Raw genomic sequence first — 15,750 nt, forward strand, 5'->3', positions numbered from 1 at the left:
CCCAAACGCCAATGTCAGCGCAGGAATTTGACGACTACACCCGCGGCAAAACGCTGTTTTACGGCGAAGAGGGCCAGTCCTACGGCGTCGAAGAATACCTCGAAAATCGCCGCGTTATTTGGTCGTTTTTGGATGGTCAGTGCAAATATGGCGAATGGTACGAACAGGCCGACCAGATCTGTTTTATCTACGAAGATAACCCAAACCCGCAATGTTGGACATTTTTCGTCGACAACGGCCGGTTGACGGCACTGTTTGAAAACGCACCGGGCGCCACCGAGCTTTACGAGGCCGGAAACGTTGACCAAGACATGGTGTGTCTGGGCCCCGATGTGGGCGTCTGAACTGGCCGGATCGCGTTAAAACAACGATCCCTGGTCGGGCGGTTTGCTGGCCGTCTTGCGCGCAGGCGCTTTGCCCCCCACCGTGACGCGCCCGTCTGCAAACTGGATGTCCAACGTGCTGGCGGCTTTGGCCGTTTTGGTATCGGTCACCAACGTGCCGCCACTGCGTACCACGGCAAACCCACGCTCTAGCGTCGCCTCGTAGCCCAAGGTTTTGCGCAACCGTTCTGCCGCTGTGATCCGCCCACGCCACGTGGCAATGTTGCGTTGCCCTGCCCCCGAAAGACGCGAAATCAGGCTGGCAAAGGCCCGCGATTGGCGCGCGTGATCTTGCACCAGAACCGCCGGGCGAAAGCGTTGAGTTTTGCTGGTTAGCTGATCGCGCGCCACATCCAAACGGCGCTGCAACGCCGGATCCAGCCGCGCGCCCGTTTCCTGCAACCTGCGCCGTTCTAGGTTGACACTGCGTTGCAACGCCGCCGGGCGCAGCACGCCACCGATGTCTGCCAAACGCACTTTGCGTCGCTGCACACCCGCAATCAACGCAGGCCCCAACCGCGCCGACAGCATATCAAGCCGTTGGCGCGGCGTGTCCAACAGGCTTTCGGCCCTTGGCAACGCACGCGCCATATCGCGCAACCGCTGATCACGGCGGGTCAGTCCTTGGCTCAGAGCCTGACGCATCCGGGCATCCTGGCCCTCGAGCCACGCGATCAACTCGTGACGCACGGGCACAGCCAATTCCGCCGCCGCCGTTGGCGTAGGCGCGCGTTTGTCCGAGACATAGTCGATCAATGTCGTGTCGGTTTCATGGCCCACCGCCGAGATCAACGGAATATCAGACGCCGCCGCCGCACGGGCCACGCTTTCTTCGTTGAACCCCCACAGGTCTTCGACCGACCCGCCACCGCGCGCCACAATCAACAAATCGGGGCGGGGCAACGCGCCACCCGGCGTCATCGCGTTGAAGCCTTCGATGGCGCGGGTCACTTCGGGGGCGCATTTTTCGCCCTGCACGGCCACCGGCCACATCAACACCTTGCGCGGGAAGCGATCGCGCAGCCGGTGCAAAATATCGCGGATCACCGCCCCCGACGGCGATGTCACCACCCCGATCACTTCGGGCAAATATGGCAACGGACGTTTGCGCGCAGGGTCAAACAACCCTTCGCTGTCCAGCATCTTTTTGCGTTTTTCCAGCAGCGCCATTAACGCGCCCATGCCCGCCGGTTTGATATCTTCGATCACGATCTGATATTTGGACTGCCCGCCAAACGTGGTGATCCGCCCGGTGGCGACAACCTCCATCCCCTCTTCGGGTTGGGTTTGCAGACGCGCCGACACGCCCTTCCAGATCACGCCGGAAATCACCGCGCGGTCGTCTTTGAGATCCAGATAGATATGCCCCGACCGCGGGCGCGACACGCGGCCCACCTCGCCCTTGATCCGCACATGGGCAAATTCGCCCTCGATCACGCGTTTTATCGCGCCTGAAAGCTCGGTCACGGTGAATTCGGGGCTGTTTAACCCGTCTTCGGGGGCATCAATCAGATCCATGCGTCCTCTGGTGTTGTATCGCGGTTCGCCCCAGCTTAGAACGCGCAAGACCGAAGGCCAAGCACATCAGGAGCACCCGCAATGAACATTCTTATCCTTGGCAGCGGCGGGCGTGAACACAGCCTTGCATGGGCCGTGAAACAAAACCCAAAATGCGACCGGTTGATTGTGGCACCGGGCAACGCAGGCATCGCGGCGATCGCCGAATGCGCGGCCCTTGATATCAACGATGGCGCCGCAGTGGTACGGTTTGCCGAAGAAATGGCCATTGATTTTGTCATCATCGGGCCCGAATCACCGCTGGCTGCGGGCGTGTCCGACAGGTTGCGCGCTGCCGGGGTGTTGGTGTTTGGCCCCAGCGCCGCCGCCGCACAGTTGGAGGCCTCAAAGGCCTTTACCAAAAAGATATGCGATGCGGCAGGTGCGCCAACGGCCGCTTACGGTCATTTCACTGACGCCGCCGCCGCCCGCGCCTATGTGCGCGATCACGGCGCGCCGATTGTGATCAAGGCCGATGGATTGGCCGCCGGCAAGGGCGTGATCATCGCGGAAACCCAAGACCAAGCCTTGGCCGCCGTGGATGATATGTTTTCGGGCGCATTCGGGTCTGCGGGCGCCGAGGTCGTGATTGAGGAATTCATGACCGGCGAGGAAGCCTCGTTCTTTGTGCTATGCGATGGCGAAACGGTTTTGCCCATCGGCACCGCCCAAGACCACAAGCGCGTGGGCGAAGGCGACACCGGCCCCAACACCGGCGGCATGGGCGCCTATTCCCCCGCCCCCGTGATGACAGACGCGGTGATGCAGGCCACGCTGGACCAGATCGTGCGCCCCACCATGGCGGAAATGGTGCGTCAAGGCACACCCTACCAAGGTGTGTTGTTTGTCGGCCTGATGATCGAAAACGGCCAGCCCCGTTTGGTGGAATATAACGTCCGCTTTGGCGACCCTGAATGTCAGGCGTTGATGATGCGATTGGGCGCGCAAGTGTTGGACCTATTGCAATCCTGCGCCCAAGGACAGCTGGCGCAAGCCCGTGTCAACTGGGCCGATGACCATGCCATGACGGTCGTTTTGGCCGCAAAGGGGTATCCCGGGGCCTATGAAAAAGGATCCGTTATCGGGGGATTAGATCACCTAACCGAAGACAGCCACCATATGGTGTTCCACGCAGGCACCGGGCAAGATGCGGGCCACATCATAGCAACCGGCGGCCGGGTTTTGGCCGTCACTGCGCGTGCAGATAGCCTGAGCGCCGCACGCGACAAAGCCTACGGTATGGTCGATGAGATCACATGGCCCGAAGGGTTCTGCCGCCGCGATATCGGCTGGCGCGCTCTGTCAGATACCTAAAGGCTAGTCGGCGCATTCCAGCGCCCGCTCAAATGCGCGCCGGCTGGTGTCTTGCCCGATGGTGCGTGCCAGCACCCCATCTGCGCCGAATTCAACAGCCACCAGCGCTGACCAATCCGCATTGGCCAAAATCATCTCGGGCACAGCTGCGCACATCCGCAGGCCACCGGCGATATCGCGTTCCCCAATGCGGTGGTTGGTCAGGCCATCCATATTGGCCACGGGTACAAGATCACCGTCGATAAACCGCACAATCCGAAGGGTTTTGGCCAAATGAGGGCGGTCGATATACGCGATCTCTACGGCGCCATCCCCGTCCAGATCCCCAGCACCCACCGGCGCCAACCACCGAAACCGCACGCCAATGAAGGGCGTCGCTGCAATCCGGCCATCGGTGTTATAAACTGCCAGCCGCGCCCCTTTGGTCTGGCTGCTTTCCACCACAACAATCTCAGGCCGCCCGTCCAGATCTAAGTCTAATACGCGCGGTTCTGTGTCCTCAAACACCAATGCATCCTCCAGGGTAAATCGCACCTGCGCGCCATCGTCCAAAGATACCATCAATGTGGTATGCTCGATTGTATCGCCCAACACACCATGCGCATAGCGCAGCGTCGGTCCTTCATACTGGGCGGCGACAATCTGCGGCGCGGCCGCAACCGCCGCCGGCAACACGCACACCGCCAGCAGTGCGCGGCGAATGGCACGGTGCATCCAGCACACCGGCTGACGCCGCGCCCTTGATCGCATTAAATCTGTTTTTCGGGCATCTGCACCACAAGGCCTTCCAGATCATCTGTCACCTTGATCTGGCAGGTCAAACGCGACCGCGCGGGGTCAGGTTGATACGCGAAGTCCAGCATATCTTCTTCCATGTCGTCCATAGCGGGCAGCTTTTCCGCCCAAGTTGGATCCACATAGACATGGCACGTGGAACAGGCGCAGGCCCCGCCGCAATCTGCTTCAATACCGGGAATATTATTGTCCCGCGCGCCCTCCATGACCGTCAGGCCATTGGCGACCTCTACAATGTGTTCTTTGCCGCCATGCTCAATGTAGGTGATCTTTGCCACGTCCGTCGTTCCCTTCATGCTTTGTGCCTATCTACCGAGGCCATATAAGGTGCGCCAGCATCTTTTGCGAGGACCGCGCGTTGCCAAACCGCTTTCACCCCCAAAAAGGCCACAAAATGTGATATTCTGCGCGGCACGCTGCCGCTTACGCCCAAAACAAAAGGGCGCTCAAACATGGCGCCCTTCTGCAAATCTAGGGTGGGGGCTGTTACTCTGACAGGGTCAGTGCCACAAACCGTGGATCGCCTGCGCGGCGGACCAACAACAACAGGGACTTGCGCCCTGCGTCTTTGGCGGCGGTCACACGGTCTTCGAGATCAGAGATGCTTACAACGCTTTGTTGTCCGGCTTCGGTGATGATGTCACCGGCCCGCAACCCTTTCTCAAAGGCCTCAGAGGTCTCAGCGACGGCGGTCACCGCCAACCCCTGAATTTGACCATCCAAGCCCAGTTCGGTCCGCACCTCATCGGTCATCGTGGTCAAGCTTAGGCCCAGAACATCTTTGGTGATCGGGCCTACGCTTTCATCGGGCCCTGCGGCCACGGCAGGCACGGCACCTTCGGCCTCTTCGCGGCGGCCCAATGTCACGCGCAAGGTCTGGGTGGCCCCAGCGCGCATCACGGTTACGCGTACGGTTTCACCCACGGGGCTGTTGCCCACTTCGCGCACCAGCCCGCGCGTATCAGCGACAGGGTTGCCCGCAAAACTGATGATCACATCGCCCGCTTCCATACCTGCGTCGCGCGCGGGCCCTTCAGGGACGTCGGTAACCAATGCGCCGGATGTCAGCTCTAGGTCCATCGATTCGGCCAGATCATCTGTCAGGTCCTGAATGCGCACACCCAACCAGCCCCGGCGCGTCTCGCCGAATTCTTTCAGCTGGTCCACCACGCGAGTGACCACATTCGAGGCCATCGAAAACCCGATACCGATTGATCCGCCGTTGGGCGACAAAATCGCCGTGTTCACGCCGACAACTTCCCCGTCCATATTGAACAGCGGGCCGCCAGAGTTGCCGCGGTTGATCGCCGCGTCGGTCTGAAGATAATCATCATACGTGCCGCTCAATGCGCGGTTGCGTGCAGAAACGATCCCCGCACTGACGGAAAACCCTTGGCCAAGTGGGTTGCCCATTGCGACCACCCAGTCGCCCACACGCGCGATATCGCTGTCCCCAAAGGATACAAACGGCAGCGGGCCGTCGGCCTCGACCTTGAGCAGTGCTATATCGGTGTTGGGGTCGGTTCCGATCACTTCGGCCTTTAGCAATTCGCCACCACCGGGGTAAAATTCGATCATGATTTCATCGGCGCCGTCGATCACGTGATTGTTCGTCACCACATACCCGTCTTCGGAAATCACAAACCCAGACCCCAGCGCGGAAGACCGGCGCGGGCGCTCGCCCTGACCTTCATTGCGGTCCTGGAATTCGCGGAAGAAGTCTTCGAAGGGTGATCCTTCAGGCACGATCCCCTGTGGCCCGGTGCGCCCCGCCACAACTGTCGTGGTCGTGATGTTAACGACAGACGGGCTGATCCTCTCGGCCAATGGCGCAAGGCTTTGTTGCTGTGCAAAAGCACCGAGCGGCTGAACCAGCGTGAACGCCAGTGTCAGAACGGCCAATAGCAACAAGCGCATCTGAAGCGGGGTCTGAGTGATGGTGGACATGAATACGGCCTTGGGCTGCATGCGTCGTCTCCTGAAATCTTAATGTTGGGCCCTGTGGCCCTTGGTGTGCTCTGAGGGTGTGCGTCTACACAGACTGCATTTAGGGCGCCTGCCACGCAACTTCAAAGATGTATCACATTATCACAGTTTCAATACTATGTGAGCAAACCGTGAAGACCGGGTACAATTTTCGACGTTTTTTACAATTCAACCGATACGGGCACCTAATTGCCACGCCAACCAGACCAGAATCAACCCGCTGACCACGATCAGCAACCCCAATTGACGCACCGCAGTTTGCGGCAATGCGCGCAGGGCTTCTAGCATACGTTCAATAAGCGAAGGGGCCAGCGCATAGGCCAGCCCCTCGATAATCATCACCAGCCCGAGGGCAAGGAGCAATACGCTCACCGGCTTTCGCCTTCCTCAGACCGCACGCCTTGATCGGATCGCAGATAGTTGAAAAATTCACTATCAGGCGACAAAACCATGGTCGAATTGCTGCCTTTCAGCGCGCGTTCATAGGCGGTGAGCGACCGGTAGAATTCAAAGAACTCCGGGTCGGCCCCAAAGGCGGACGCAAAGATCGCGTTGCGTTCAGCATCGGCTTGGCCTCGCACGATATCGGCTTCGCGGGTCGCATCAGAGGTCAATTCCACCACCGTACGGTCCGCCAAGGCGCGCACCCGCTGAGCGGCTTCTTCACCGCGCGCGATTTCGTCTGCGGCTTCGCGTTCACGTTCGGCGCGCATCCGGGCAAAGGTGGCATCCAGGTTTTGCTCCGGCAGGTTGGTCTGTTTCAGACGCACATCGACGACTTCAAGACCCAAGGGCAACGCCCGTTGCCGCGCTTGCTGGGTGATCCGCGCCATCAACGCCGACCGATCGGCCGAAAGGATGGTGTTTGACGTCACCCCATCCGACCCCAAAACCCGGCGAATGGTCGGGTTCAAAATATCGCTCAGACGTTTTTCGGCGCCCAACATGCCGCCCCCACCAACAGCTTGGCGGAACTGCACAACATCCGAGATCCGATAGCGCGCGAACGCATCCACAACCAAACGACGGTCATCCGACGGCGTGACTTCGACAACTTCGGTATCCAACGACAGGATCCGGTCATCATAAAACACGACCTCCTGAAGAAGCGGGATCTTGAACGCCAGTCCCGGTTCTTCTTTGACCGATTTAATTTGCCCAAACTGCAAAACCAACGCTTTTTCGCGTTCATCCACAATGAAGACCGAGCTCAGAACACCGACAACAGCGATCACTGCGATCGGCAATAGGAATTTTCCAGCACGCATCAGTTTGTCCCCCCACGGCGCAATTCATTCAGCGGCAGATACGGCACAACACCCTGCCCGCCATTGCCGCCCAGATCGCTTTCCAGGATGATTTTATCAACGTCACCAAAGACCTTCTCCATGGTCTCCAGATACAGACGTTTTCGGGTCACACCCGGTGCTTTGGTGTATTCCTCAAGCACCGACGTAAAGCGTGCAGCCTCACCTTCGGCCTCATTGACCTGCTGCGCACGGTAGGCTTCGGCCTGTTCCAACTGGCTGGCGGCTTCACCGCGCGCCCCCGCTGTCACCCTGTTGGCATAAGCATCCGCCTGACGTTCCAAACGGTCGCGCTCTTGCTCGGCGGCTTGCACTTCGCGGAAGCTGTCGATCACTTCGCGCGGCGGGTCGGCCTTGTCGAGCAACAGACGCACGATGTTCACACCGCTGTCATAGGCATTCAATGTGCCCTGAATAAGCTGCTCGGCCTCATCCGCGATAATCCCGCGATCCCGGTTCAGGATCGGCGCGAGTTCGTTGCGCGCAATCACTTCGCGCATCGCAGATTCCGACACAGCCCGAATGGTTTCCCGTGCGTCAGCCAAATTAAACAGATATTTCGCAGGGTCGCTGATATTCCAAACCACCTGAAAATCAATGTCGATGATGTTTTCATCGGTGGTCAGCATCAAACCGCTGTCAACCTGCGCGCCGATCGCTTCGGTTTGTTCACGCGTCACGGGCAGCACTTCTGCGGTGACCAAAGGCCATGGCGCAAAGTTCAGGCCCGGGTTGCCGGTTGACGAATATTCACCCAAGAACAGTTCAACGGATTGTTCGTCGGGGGCCACGGTATAAAAGCTCGCAAAGCCCCAAGCCACAACCGCGCCCGCCGCCACAAGGCCAAGCGTCCCGCGTGTGAACGCCGGGCCACCGCCACCGCCGCCGGTGTTGCCACCGCCGGTGCCGCCGCCTTTGCCGCCCATCAGGACGCGCAGACGTTCCTGGCCTTTTTTGACCAGCTCGTCGATTTCCGGGATTTGTGGCCCCTCGCCGCCGGGGCCACGTGGGCCGCCACCGTTATTGCCGCGGTTTCCACCGCTTGGTTTATCATCGTCGGAGTTTCCACCGCCGCCCCCCCAGGGGCCGCCATTATTCCCAGCCATTCAGTCTTTTTCCCTCCAAAATCGCATCTTTTGCGATCAAAATCATGCTATTAAATACGCAAGGTTGCGCGAAATTCAAGCCGTGCGCACAGGTGTCCGCATGGTGACCATCTCTTCGGACATCGTCGGATGCACTGCCACTGTGCGATCAAAGTCTTCTTTGGTTGCGCCCATCTTCACCGCGATACCGGCCAGCTGGATCATCTCGCCCGCGCCGGGGGCCACGATGTGACAGCCCAACACCTTGCGGGTTTTCTGCGACACCACCAGTTTCATCAAGACCTTGTCGGGGCGTCCGGCAAAAGACGTCTGCATAGGCCGGAACGACGTGCTGTAAACCTCGATCGGTTCTTGCGCGCGCGCGTCTTCCTCGCTCAGACCAACGGTGCCCATTTCAGGTTGGGTAAAGATCGCCGAAGGGATCAGATCGTGGTCGACTTGGGTCGGATTGCCTTTAAACACGGTCTCGACAAAGGCCATGCCTTCGCGGATCGCAACCGGCGTCAGGTTCACCCGGTCCGTCACATCGCCAATCGCGTAGATCGACGGCACTGCGGTTTGGCTATAGGCGTCCACCTCGATCTGGCCACGACGGCCCAACACAACGCCAAGCGGTTCCAGCCCCATGCCATCGGTGTTGGGGTCACGCCCGGTGGCAAACAGCACCACGTCATAGTCGCGCGCATCGCCAGTGGTCGATGTGACATGCACTGCGGCCCCATCTGCGGCGCGGTCCATCTGTGCGATATTGGTGTCTACCTGCAGGTCAATGCCACGTTCGCGCATGGAATCAGCGACCAAATCGCGTGCTTCGGTGTCAAACCCGCGCAACACTTGCGCGCCGCGATAGAACTGCGTCACCTCAACACCAAGGCCGTTCATGATGCCCGCGAATTCGCACGCGATATAACCCCCACCGACGATCAGCAGCGATTTGGGCAGCTGATCAAGATGGAAGATATCGTCAGACACGATCCCCAATTCGGCGTTGGGGATGTCCGGGCGCACCGGGCGACCGCCCGTGGCCACCAGAATGTGTTTGGCTGTTTTCGTTTCACCCGTCGATAGGGTGACCTCATGCGGGCCCGACACAGTTGCGCGTGCGTCATAGGTTTCGACCCCAGAGCCCTTGAGCAGCTTGCGGTAGATCTCTTCGAGGCGGTCCAGCTCTGCGTTCAGGCGGGTCTGGAAAGCACGCCAGTTGAAGGCGCCCTGCGTCAGGTCCCACCCGTAGGCTGCGGCTTCTTCGACCACACCGGCATATTCGCTGGCAAATACCATCAGTTTTTTGGGCACACAGCCGCGGATCACGCAGGTACCGCCATAGCGGTCCTCTTCGGCCAACGCGACTTTGGCACCGGCTTCGCCTGCGGCAACACGCGCTGCACGCACGCCGCCGGATCCACCACCGATTACAAAGAGATCATAGTCAAAATCGCTCATTCCGAGGCCTTTCAAGGGTCAATTCATCTTGCACAGTTACATATAAGCGTGAGGGCGCACATTGCCATAGGCCCAGCGCACCTGATGTCGTCATAGGTCAGTTGGTGGGCGCGGCGGCATCCAGCGTGCGCAGGTCAACCTGCCCATCGCCGTGCCCAATGATCACCTGATCGCAGATGTCGATGAACAGACCGTTTTCCACCACGCCGGGGATCTGATTGAGTGCCAGCGCCAAGGCAGGGGCATCCCCGATACGCGCCACATGCAGGTCCAGAATATGGTTGCCTTCGTCGGTGCGGAAAGGCGCGCCCGCATCCATCCGCAGCGTCGTTTTGTGGCTGTCGACATCCGCAGCGGCCAGCAGGTCTTCGACCAGTTTTTGCGTCGCTTGCAGGCCAAAGGGGATCACCTCGATGGGCAGCGCAAAGGCCCCCAACGTCGCGACCTCTTTGCTGTTGTCGGCGATCACCACCATCCGCTCGGATGAGCGCGCCACGATCTTTTCTTGCAACAACGCCCCGCCGCCGCCCTTGATCAGGTTAAAGGCGGCATCGAATTCGTCGGCGCCATCGATGGTCAGATCCAGCCATTTTGCCTCGTCTAGGGTCACAACCTTGATCCCCTCTTCGCGCGCTTGTGTGGCGGTGCGGGTCGATGTGGGCACCGCTGTGATCTGCAACCCGTCGTTGCGCCGCATTTCGCCCAGACAGCGCACCAACCAAACGGCGGTCGACCCTGTGCCCAAACCCACCTTCATACCGGTCTCGACCAGCTGCGCCGCCCGCTTGGCGGCAACGTATTTCGCGGTCTCTACCGGCGACAGATCATCGGGCATGGGCGGGCTCCTTCAGCGAGATTTGCGCCCTTATATGTAACAACGCCAAAGGGTGCGAGTGTTGATTTCGCGCCCAAGGGGGTCTGTCGGAGGCAATCGCGGCAATTCATGCCTCAACGGTCTGGTAAGGGTCGTTTTTCATGCGGCAGCGCGCTCAGAATCGCGCTAAATCGGGGACATGACATCGCCCGACTACACACTGCATTACGCCCCCGATAACGCATCGCTGATCATCAGGCTTGCGCTCGAAGAACTGCGCGTGCCCTACCGCACCCAGCTGGTCGACCGCCGCACCGGCGCGCAAAAGGGCCCCGCGCACCGGAGGCGCCACCCCGGCGGGCTGATCCCCGCGCTGGACACCCCGCAGGGCGCTATCTTTGAAACGGGTGCGATTTTGCTGTGGCTGGCGGACCGGCATGGGCACTTGGCACCGCCTCCGGATAATCCCGCCCGTGGCGAGACACTGAAATGGCTGTTCTATCTGTCGAACACTGTGCACCCCGCCCTGCGCATGCTGTTTTACCCGCAAAATTTCGTGCCCATTGATGCAGCGCCCGCATGGGCCGCCAACACGCAAAAGATGCTGTTGTCGCAGTTGGATATACTCGAACACCACTGGCAGCCGCGCGACCGCCCCAATCTGCTTGATCTCTATCTTGCGCCGGTGCTGCGTTGGCTGCGGCTCTATCCAACACACGACGACCACAGCTGGTTTGATCTGGCCGCTTACCCGCGCCTGCATCACATGGCCCACCAGCTGGAAACCCGTGCCAGCACCCATGCCGCGCAAACCGCCGAAGGGCTGGGCCCCACGCCATTTACCGCGCCGCGCCTGCCCCGCCCCCCAGAAGGAAGTGCTCTTTAGATGTTTCTATCCGTATTCGATATGTTCAAGGTCGGGATCGGGCCGTCTTCGTCCCATACGATGGGCCCAATGATGGCCGCCGCGCGGTTTTTGGACCTGATGCGCGCGTCGCCGTTTGCCTTCCATGGGTTGCGCGCGTCGCTGCACGGTTCGCTGGCGTTTACGGGCGTGGGCCACGCCACAGATCGAGCGACCATTCTGGGGCTGGCCGGGTTCGTCCCCGACACCTACGACAGCACCCGCGCCGACGACGCATTGGCGCAGATCAACACCGGCCATGTGATCCACCCTGCCGGGCTGCCGGCGTTGCGATTTGACCCTGCGCGTGATCTGGTCTTTGACTTTGACACCGTTTTACCGGGGCACGCCAACGGCATGATGCTGATGGCAACAGATGCACAAGGTGACGTCACCCTGCTCGAAACCTATTATTCCATCGGCGGCGGGTTCGTCATGACCGAAGCCGAACTGGCCGCAGGCAAGGACACCGACGCAGGCGCGCCCGTGCCGTTCCCCTTCAAAACCGCCGCGCAAATGTTGCACATGTCCGCCGCCTCTGGCCGATCTATTGCGGGCATGAAACGGGCCAATGAAACCGCGCGCGGCGGGGCCGATGGGCTGGCCACCGGCACCCGGCGCCTGTGGCAGGTCATGTCCGATTGCATCGACCGGGGCCTGACCACTGACGGGACCCTACCGGGTGGGTTATCGGTGAAACGTCGCGCCAAGGGTATCCATGACAAGTTGCTGCAAGAACGCGGCATGAACCTGACGGCCCCTCATACGATCAACGACTGGATGAGCGCCTATGCCATGGCCGTCAACGAAGAAAACGCCGCCGGTGGGCAGGTCGTGACCGCCCCCACCAATGGGGCGGCAGGCGTGTTGCCCGCCACCTTGCGGTACTACCTTGACCATGTGCCCGGCGCCTCTGAGGCCCATGTCGAAGATTTCCTGCTGACGGCGGCAGCCATCGGTGGGCTGGTGAAATACAACGCCTCTATTTCGGGCGCCGAAGCGGGGTGTCAGGCCGAAGTGGGTTCTGCCGCCGCCATGGCCGCTGCGGGCTTGTGTGCGGTGTTGGGTGGCACCCCCGAACAGGTGGAAAACGCCGCCGAAATCGCGCTGGAACATCACCTTGGCATGACCTGCGACCCGGTCAAAGGTTTGGTGCAGGTGCCCTGCATCGAACGCAACGGCTTGGGCGCAATAAAGGCGGTTTCGGCGGCGTCTTTGGCATTGCGCGGAGATGGCACGCATTTGGTGTCGCTGGACGCCTGCATCGAAACCATGCGGCAAACCGGCGTGGATATGTCTGACAAATACAAAGAGACCTCTTTGGGCGGGTTGGCCGTAAATGTGCCAAACTGCTAAAACTTGAGTCAACTTGTAGCCTTTTCTTGCATTGACAGAATTGCCCTCATACGGTCCGCACCATGAACGCTGATCGTCCCCTGCTTGGTATCACATTAATGCTCGGATTTTGCATCCTGGCACCGGTCGGAGATGCCGTTGCCAAGATCCTTGGTCAGACGGTCCCCGTGGGCCAGCTGGTGCTGGTGCGCTTTGCGGTGCAGGCGCTGGCGCTTATCCCGCTGGTGTGGCTGACGGGGCGGGCATGGCGGATGCGGCGGCGCATTCTGGCGCTGACGTTTGTCCGCACCCTGCTGCATATCGCGGGCATCGCGGGCATGGTCACAGCGCTGAAATATCTACCTCTGGCGGATGCGGTGGCGATTGCGTTTGTCATGCCCTTTATCATGCTGGTGTTGGGCAAATACGCCCTGAATGAAGAAGTCGGCCCACGCCGGTTGATCGCCTGCATTGTTGGTTTCGTGGGCACACTATTGGTCGTACAACCCAGCTTTGGTCAGGTTGGTTGGCCTGCGTTGCTGCCCGTCGCGGTGGCGGTGAATTTTGCGTTCTTTATGTTGGTCACCCGTCAAATCGCCCGCGAAACCGACCCCATCGGGCTGCAAGCCGTCAGCGGCGTTATGGCCGTCGCCGTTATGGGCCCCACACTTTTGGTGTTTCAAAACAGCGGCATATGGAACCTGCAGCTCATAGATGCCTCGACACAAGACTGGACCTTGCTGCTGACCATTGGAATCTTGGGCACCATCGCGCACCTGTTGATGACTTGGTCACTGCGCTATGCCCCGTCGGCGACCGTCGCCCCGATGCAGTACCTAGAAATCCCCTTTGCCACGGCGATTGGGTTCATCGTGTTTGGCGATCTGCCCAACCCGTTGGCCGCGGTTGGGATTTTGATCACGATCCTTGCGGGTCTGTATGTTGTCCTACGCGAGCGGGCCACCGCGCGTGTTCTGGCAGCTGCATCAGGCGCTGCGCAACCTCAGCCATAAACCGGCGCGGCACCAAACACAGCATCGCAGGCGCATCCATCTGCAACCGCACCGGACCCGTCGCCCAGTTGGATGTCCCCGACCTGCCATCGGGCGCAAAATCGAGCCCCTCAATCGGCCATTCCAACCCCTGCGACCGCCCCGTCACTGCCCCCATCGGAAACAACGACACCCGCGCGCCCGGTTCTGTGGCCAGTTCAAAATCGCGCGGGCACAGAAAAATCACATCTTCCTCGCCCACCATCAAGCAGGGCACGTCCGGGTGCATCACCAACGTGTGCAACGCCGCCAGCTGGTGGTCGACCCGCCGCCCACAAAACCCCACCGCAATGATCAGCGGCGCCGAAATACTGCGCAGGGCTTTGTCAAAATCAGTGCTGTCCTGTTCGGCGATGGTATGCACGCGCGCGGCAGGGATACGGGCCCGGCCTGCCGGGGAAATCGAATCCATATCGCCAATAACGGCGTGCGGGTCCACTCCTGCGTCAAGTGCGACATCGGCACCGCTGTCAGCGGCCACACAGGTGGGGCCCAACGCCAACGCAGCGGCCAGATCATTCCGCCCAACGGCCCCGCCGCCCACCAGCGTTACCGCATTGTTTTGATCTATAATCTTGAAATTCACCTAAGTTTAAGGCCTTTTTTGCAAACAGACGACATGGTTGCCGAAAAATGGTACCTTGATAGGCGCAGATTCGCGGCGATTTTGGCTTCGATCATGTGGTAAACAGTCTATTGAAGGACCCAAAGGGGGGACGCATGCGATGACGAACCACAACAAAGCTCTGACAGTCTCATATGGGGCGTTTTCCTGCACGTTGGAAGGGTATGATGATCCTTTAGAGATCATGAAGCTTGTTGTGGAGTATTTTCGCGATGTCGCAGCGCAGGATCCGCTTTTTGGTGCCGATCCGTTGCACCCCGATACAGATCTGGCGGCGCGGCTTGCCGAACACGATGTGCCGGGCGATCTGGAGACGGATGCGCAGACGGGTCATCTCGCCGTGAACGCCGATAGCGCGCAAGCCCACGACACGGCCGCGATGCCCGCGCGCCCCATCGAGCCCGCCGCCGATACCGCACCGAACATCCCGATGGACGTGGGCGCCCTATACGCGATGACGGCTGCTGTGGTCCTTGATGCAACAGACCCGGCACCGGATGAGCAGCCAGAGGGCGCGTCTGTCGAGGCCCAGAGTATTGCCCCCACAGACAATGATCCGCAATCCGGCGTCCCATCAGAGGCCGCCGCGTTTTTCGCCCAAAGCCCCGAGCCTCAGGACGCAGAGCCTGAGCCCGACTTGCACCAAACAACCGCGACCGACTTTGCGCAGTTTGCACCGGATGATGCGCCCGAGCCTTCCTCCCCCGGTGAAACCGCAGCTGATGAAAGCGTTGCCGCCAAGCTGGAGCGGATCCGTGAGGTCGTGGCGCAGCAACCAGCTGATGCTGATGCTGATGCTGATGCTGATGCTGATGCTGATGCTGATGCTGATGCTGATGCTGAAAGTGACGCCCCCGGCGCAGACCATCAAGAGGCAGCCAACGAAGATGCAGCAATGGACGCCGCCAATATCGAGGACGTCTTGGAAGCCGATTTACGCGCCGCCATCGCCACAAGCGACGCCCCCCCGCAAGATGTTGACGCAGAAGACGCATATTCAGCTGCGACAGCAGATGCCCCCAATGATGTCGCCCCGGCGCCCGTCAGCACGCGGGTGCTAAAACTGGATCGGAAGGACCTGCAGACTGTTTTGGCGTCTGCCGATCCATCCCCCACCGACGTATCAGAG

General features: G+C 60.3%; 14 protein-coding genes and 2 pseudogenes. 6 read left to right on the forward strand and 10 right to left on the reverse strand.

Annotated elements, in window-relative coordinates; all coding sequences use genetic code 11:
• Positions 1 to 11: 11 nt before the first annotated feature.
• A complete protein-coding gene (locus tag ABJH13_RS07850; RefSeq protein WP_348405681.1) occupies positions 12 to 344 on the forward strand; it encodes a hypothetical protein in 333 nt (110 codons plus the stop codon).
• Positions 345 to 359: 15 nt separating this feature from the next.
• Here the strand turns inward: ABJH13_RS07850 and xseA are convergent, their stop codons facing one another.
• On the reverse strand, positions 360 to 1,901 hold the full coding sequence (xseA, locus tag ABJH13_RS07855) for an exodeoxyribonuclease VII large subunit (protein ID WP_348405666.1): 1,542 nt from the start codon (positions 1,899 to 1,901) through the stop codon (positions 360 to 362).
• A gap of 81 nt (positions 1,902 to 1,982) precedes the next feature.
• Here xseA and purD point away from each other — a divergent pair, with 81 nt between their 5' ends.
• On the forward strand, positions 1,983 to 3,254 hold the full coding sequence (purD, locus tag ABJH13_RS07860; protein ID WP_348405667.1) for a phosphoribosylamine--glycine ligase: 1,272 nt from the start codon (positions 1,983 to 1,985) through the stop codon (positions 3,252 to 3,254).
• 3 nt (positions 3,255 to 3,257) lie between these two features.
• Here purD and ABJH13_RS07865 read toward each other — a convergent pair whose 3' ends face one another.
• The 8 genes and pseudogenes from ABJH13_RS07865 to rpiA all read right to left on the reverse strand — a co-directional run.
• Positions 3,258 to 3,968, reverse strand: coding sequence for a VCBS repeat-containing protein (locus ABJH13_RS07865; RefSeq protein WP_348405668.1), 711 nt, complete (start codon positions 3,966 to 3,968; stop codon positions 3,258 to 3,260).
• Positions 3,969 to 4,003: 35 nt separating this feature from the next.
• Positions 4,004 to 4,327, reverse strand: a complete 324-nt coding sequence (locus ABJH13_RS07870; RefSeq protein ID WP_348405682.1) for a 2Fe-2S iron-sulfur cluster-binding protein — start codon at positions 4,325 to 4,327, stop codon at positions 4,004 to 4,006.
• Between the two features lie 208 nt (positions 4,328 to 4,535).
• Complete coding sequence (locus ABJH13_RS07875) at positions 4,536 to 6,017, reverse strand: Do family serine endopeptidase (protein WP_348405669.1); 1,482 nt, start codon at positions 6,015 to 6,017, stop codon at positions 4,536 to 4,538.
• Between the two features lie 186 nt (positions 6,018 to 6,203).
• Positions 6,204 to 6,407 (reverse strand): DUF2065 domain-containing protein, encoded by a 204-nt coding sequence (locus ABJH13_RS07880; RefSeq protein ID WP_348405670.1) that lies wholly within the window; start codon positions 6,405 to 6,407, stop codon positions 6,204 to 6,206.
• Positions 6,404 to 7,303, reverse strand: coding sequence for a protease modulator HflC (locus ABJH13_RS07885; RefSeq protein WP_348405671.1), 900 nt, complete (start codon positions 7,301 to 7,303; stop codon positions 6,404 to 6,406). Before ABJH13_RS07885 ends, ABJH13_RS07880 begins: the two co-directional genes overlap by 4 nt.
• Positions 7,303 to 8,448: an FtsH protease activity modulator HflK gene (hflK, locus tag ABJH13_RS07890; RefSeq protein WP_348405672.1), complete on the reverse strand. Its 1,146-nt coding sequence runs from the start codon at positions 8,446 to 8,448 to the stop codon at positions 7,303 to 7,305. The genes ABJH13_RS07885 and hflK overlap by 1 nt, the downstream gene beginning before the upstream one ends.
• Positions 8,449 to 8,523: 75 nt before the next feature.
• A complete protein-coding gene (gene gor / locus ABJH13_RS07895; RefSeq protein ID WP_348405673.1) occupies positions 8,524 to 9,891 on the reverse strand; it encodes a glutathione-disulfide reductase in 1,368 nt (455 codons plus the stop codon).
• Between the two features lie 118 nt (positions 9,892 to 10,009).
• Positions 10,010 to 10,726, reverse strand: a pseudogene (gene rpiA / locus ABJH13_RS07900) (ribose-5-phosphate isomerase RpiA); the annotation flags it as partial.
• 178 nt (positions 10,727 to 10,904) lie between these two features.
• Between rpiA and ABJH13_RS07905 the strand changes: the two are divergent.
• The 3 genes from ABJH13_RS07905 (at position 10,905) to ABJH13_RS07915 (ending at position 13,957) form a co-directional block, all read left to right on the forward strand.
• Positions 10,905 to 11,591 carry a glutathione S-transferase family protein gene (locus ABJH13_RS07905; RefSeq protein WP_348405674.1) on the forward strand — a complete coding sequence of 229 codons (687 nt, stop codon included), beginning with the start codon at positions 10,905 to 10,907 and terminating at the stop codon, positions 11,589 to 11,591.
• Positions 11,592 to 12,965 (forward strand): L-serine ammonia-lyase, encoded by a 1,374-nt coding sequence (locus ABJH13_RS07910; RefSeq protein WP_348405675.1) that lies wholly within the window; start codon positions 11,592 to 11,594, stop codon positions 12,963 to 12,965.
• 62 nt (positions 12,966 to 13,027) lie between these two features.
• Positions 13,028 to 13,957, forward strand: coding sequence for a DMT family transporter (locus tag ABJH13_RS07915; protein WP_348405676.1), 930 nt, complete (start codon positions 13,028 to 13,030; stop codon positions 13,955 to 13,957).
• Here ABJH13_RS07915 and ABJH13_RS07920 read toward each other — a convergent pair.
• Positions 13,863 to 14,582, reverse strand: coding sequence for a thiamine diphosphokinase (locus ABJH13_RS07920; protein WP_348405677.1), 720 nt, complete (start codon positions 14,580 to 14,582; stop codon positions 13,863 to 13,865). The genes ABJH13_RS07915 and ABJH13_RS07920 overlap by 95 nt on opposite strands.
• 139 nt (positions 14,583 to 14,721) lie before the next feature.
• Between ABJH13_RS07920 and ABJH13_RS07925 the strand changes: the two are divergent.
• Positions 14,722 to 15,750 (forward strand): annotated as a pseudogene (locus tag ABJH13_RS07925) (hypothetical protein); the annotation flags it as partial.

The organism is Roseobacter sp. (assembly GCF_039970775.1).
Classification (GTDB): domain Bacteria; phylum Pseudomonadota; class Alphaproteobacteria; order Rhodobacterales; family Rhodobacteraceae; genus Roseobacter.

Excerpts from the sequence above, each read along its gene's own strand:
- ABJH13_RS07915 (WP_348405676.1), top strand. The coding sequence starts at position 13,028 with ATGAACGCTGATCGTCCCCTGCTTGGTATCACATTAATGCTCGGATTT.
- purD (WP_348405667.1), top strand. The coding sequence starts at position 1,983 with ATGAACATTCTTATCCTTGGCAGCGGCGGGCGTGAACACAGCCTTGCA.
- ABJH13_RS07850 (WP_348405681.1), top strand. The coding sequence starts at position 12 with ATGTCAGCGCAGGAATTTGACGACTACACCCGCGGCAAAACGCTGTTT.
- gor (WP_348405673.1), bottom strand. The coding sequence starts at position 9,891 with ATGAGCGATTTTGACTATGATCTCTTTGTAATCGGTGGTGGATCCGGC.
- ABJH13_RS07910 (WP_348405675.1), top strand. The coding sequence starts at position 11,592 with ATGTTTCTATCCGTATTCGATATGTTCAAGGTCGGGATCGGGCCGTCT.
- ABJH13_RS07865 (WP_348405668.1), bottom strand. The coding sequence starts at position 3,968 with ATGCACCGTGCCATTCGCCGCGCACTGCTGGCGGTGTGCGTGTTGCCG.
- ABJH13_RS07875 (WP_348405669.1), bottom strand. The coding sequence starts at position 6,017 with ATGCAGCCCAAGGCCGTATTCATGTCCACCATCACTCAGACCCCGCTT.
- ABJH13_RS07885 (WP_348405671.1), bottom strand. The coding sequence starts at position 7,303 with ATGCGTGCTGGAAAATTCCTATTGCCGATCGCAGTGATCGCTGTTGTC.
- xseA (WP_348405666.1), bottom strand. The coding sequence starts at position 1,901 with ATGGATCTGATTGATGCCCCCGAAGACGGGTTAAACAGCCCCGAATTC.
- hflK (WP_348405672.1), bottom strand. The coding sequence starts at position 8,448 with ATGGCTGGGAATAATGGCGGCCCCTGGGGGGGCGGCGGTGGAAACTCC.
- ABJH13_RS07905 (WP_348405674.1), top strand. The coding sequence starts at position 10,905 with ATGACATCGCCCGACTACACACTGCATTACGCCCCCGATAACGCATCG.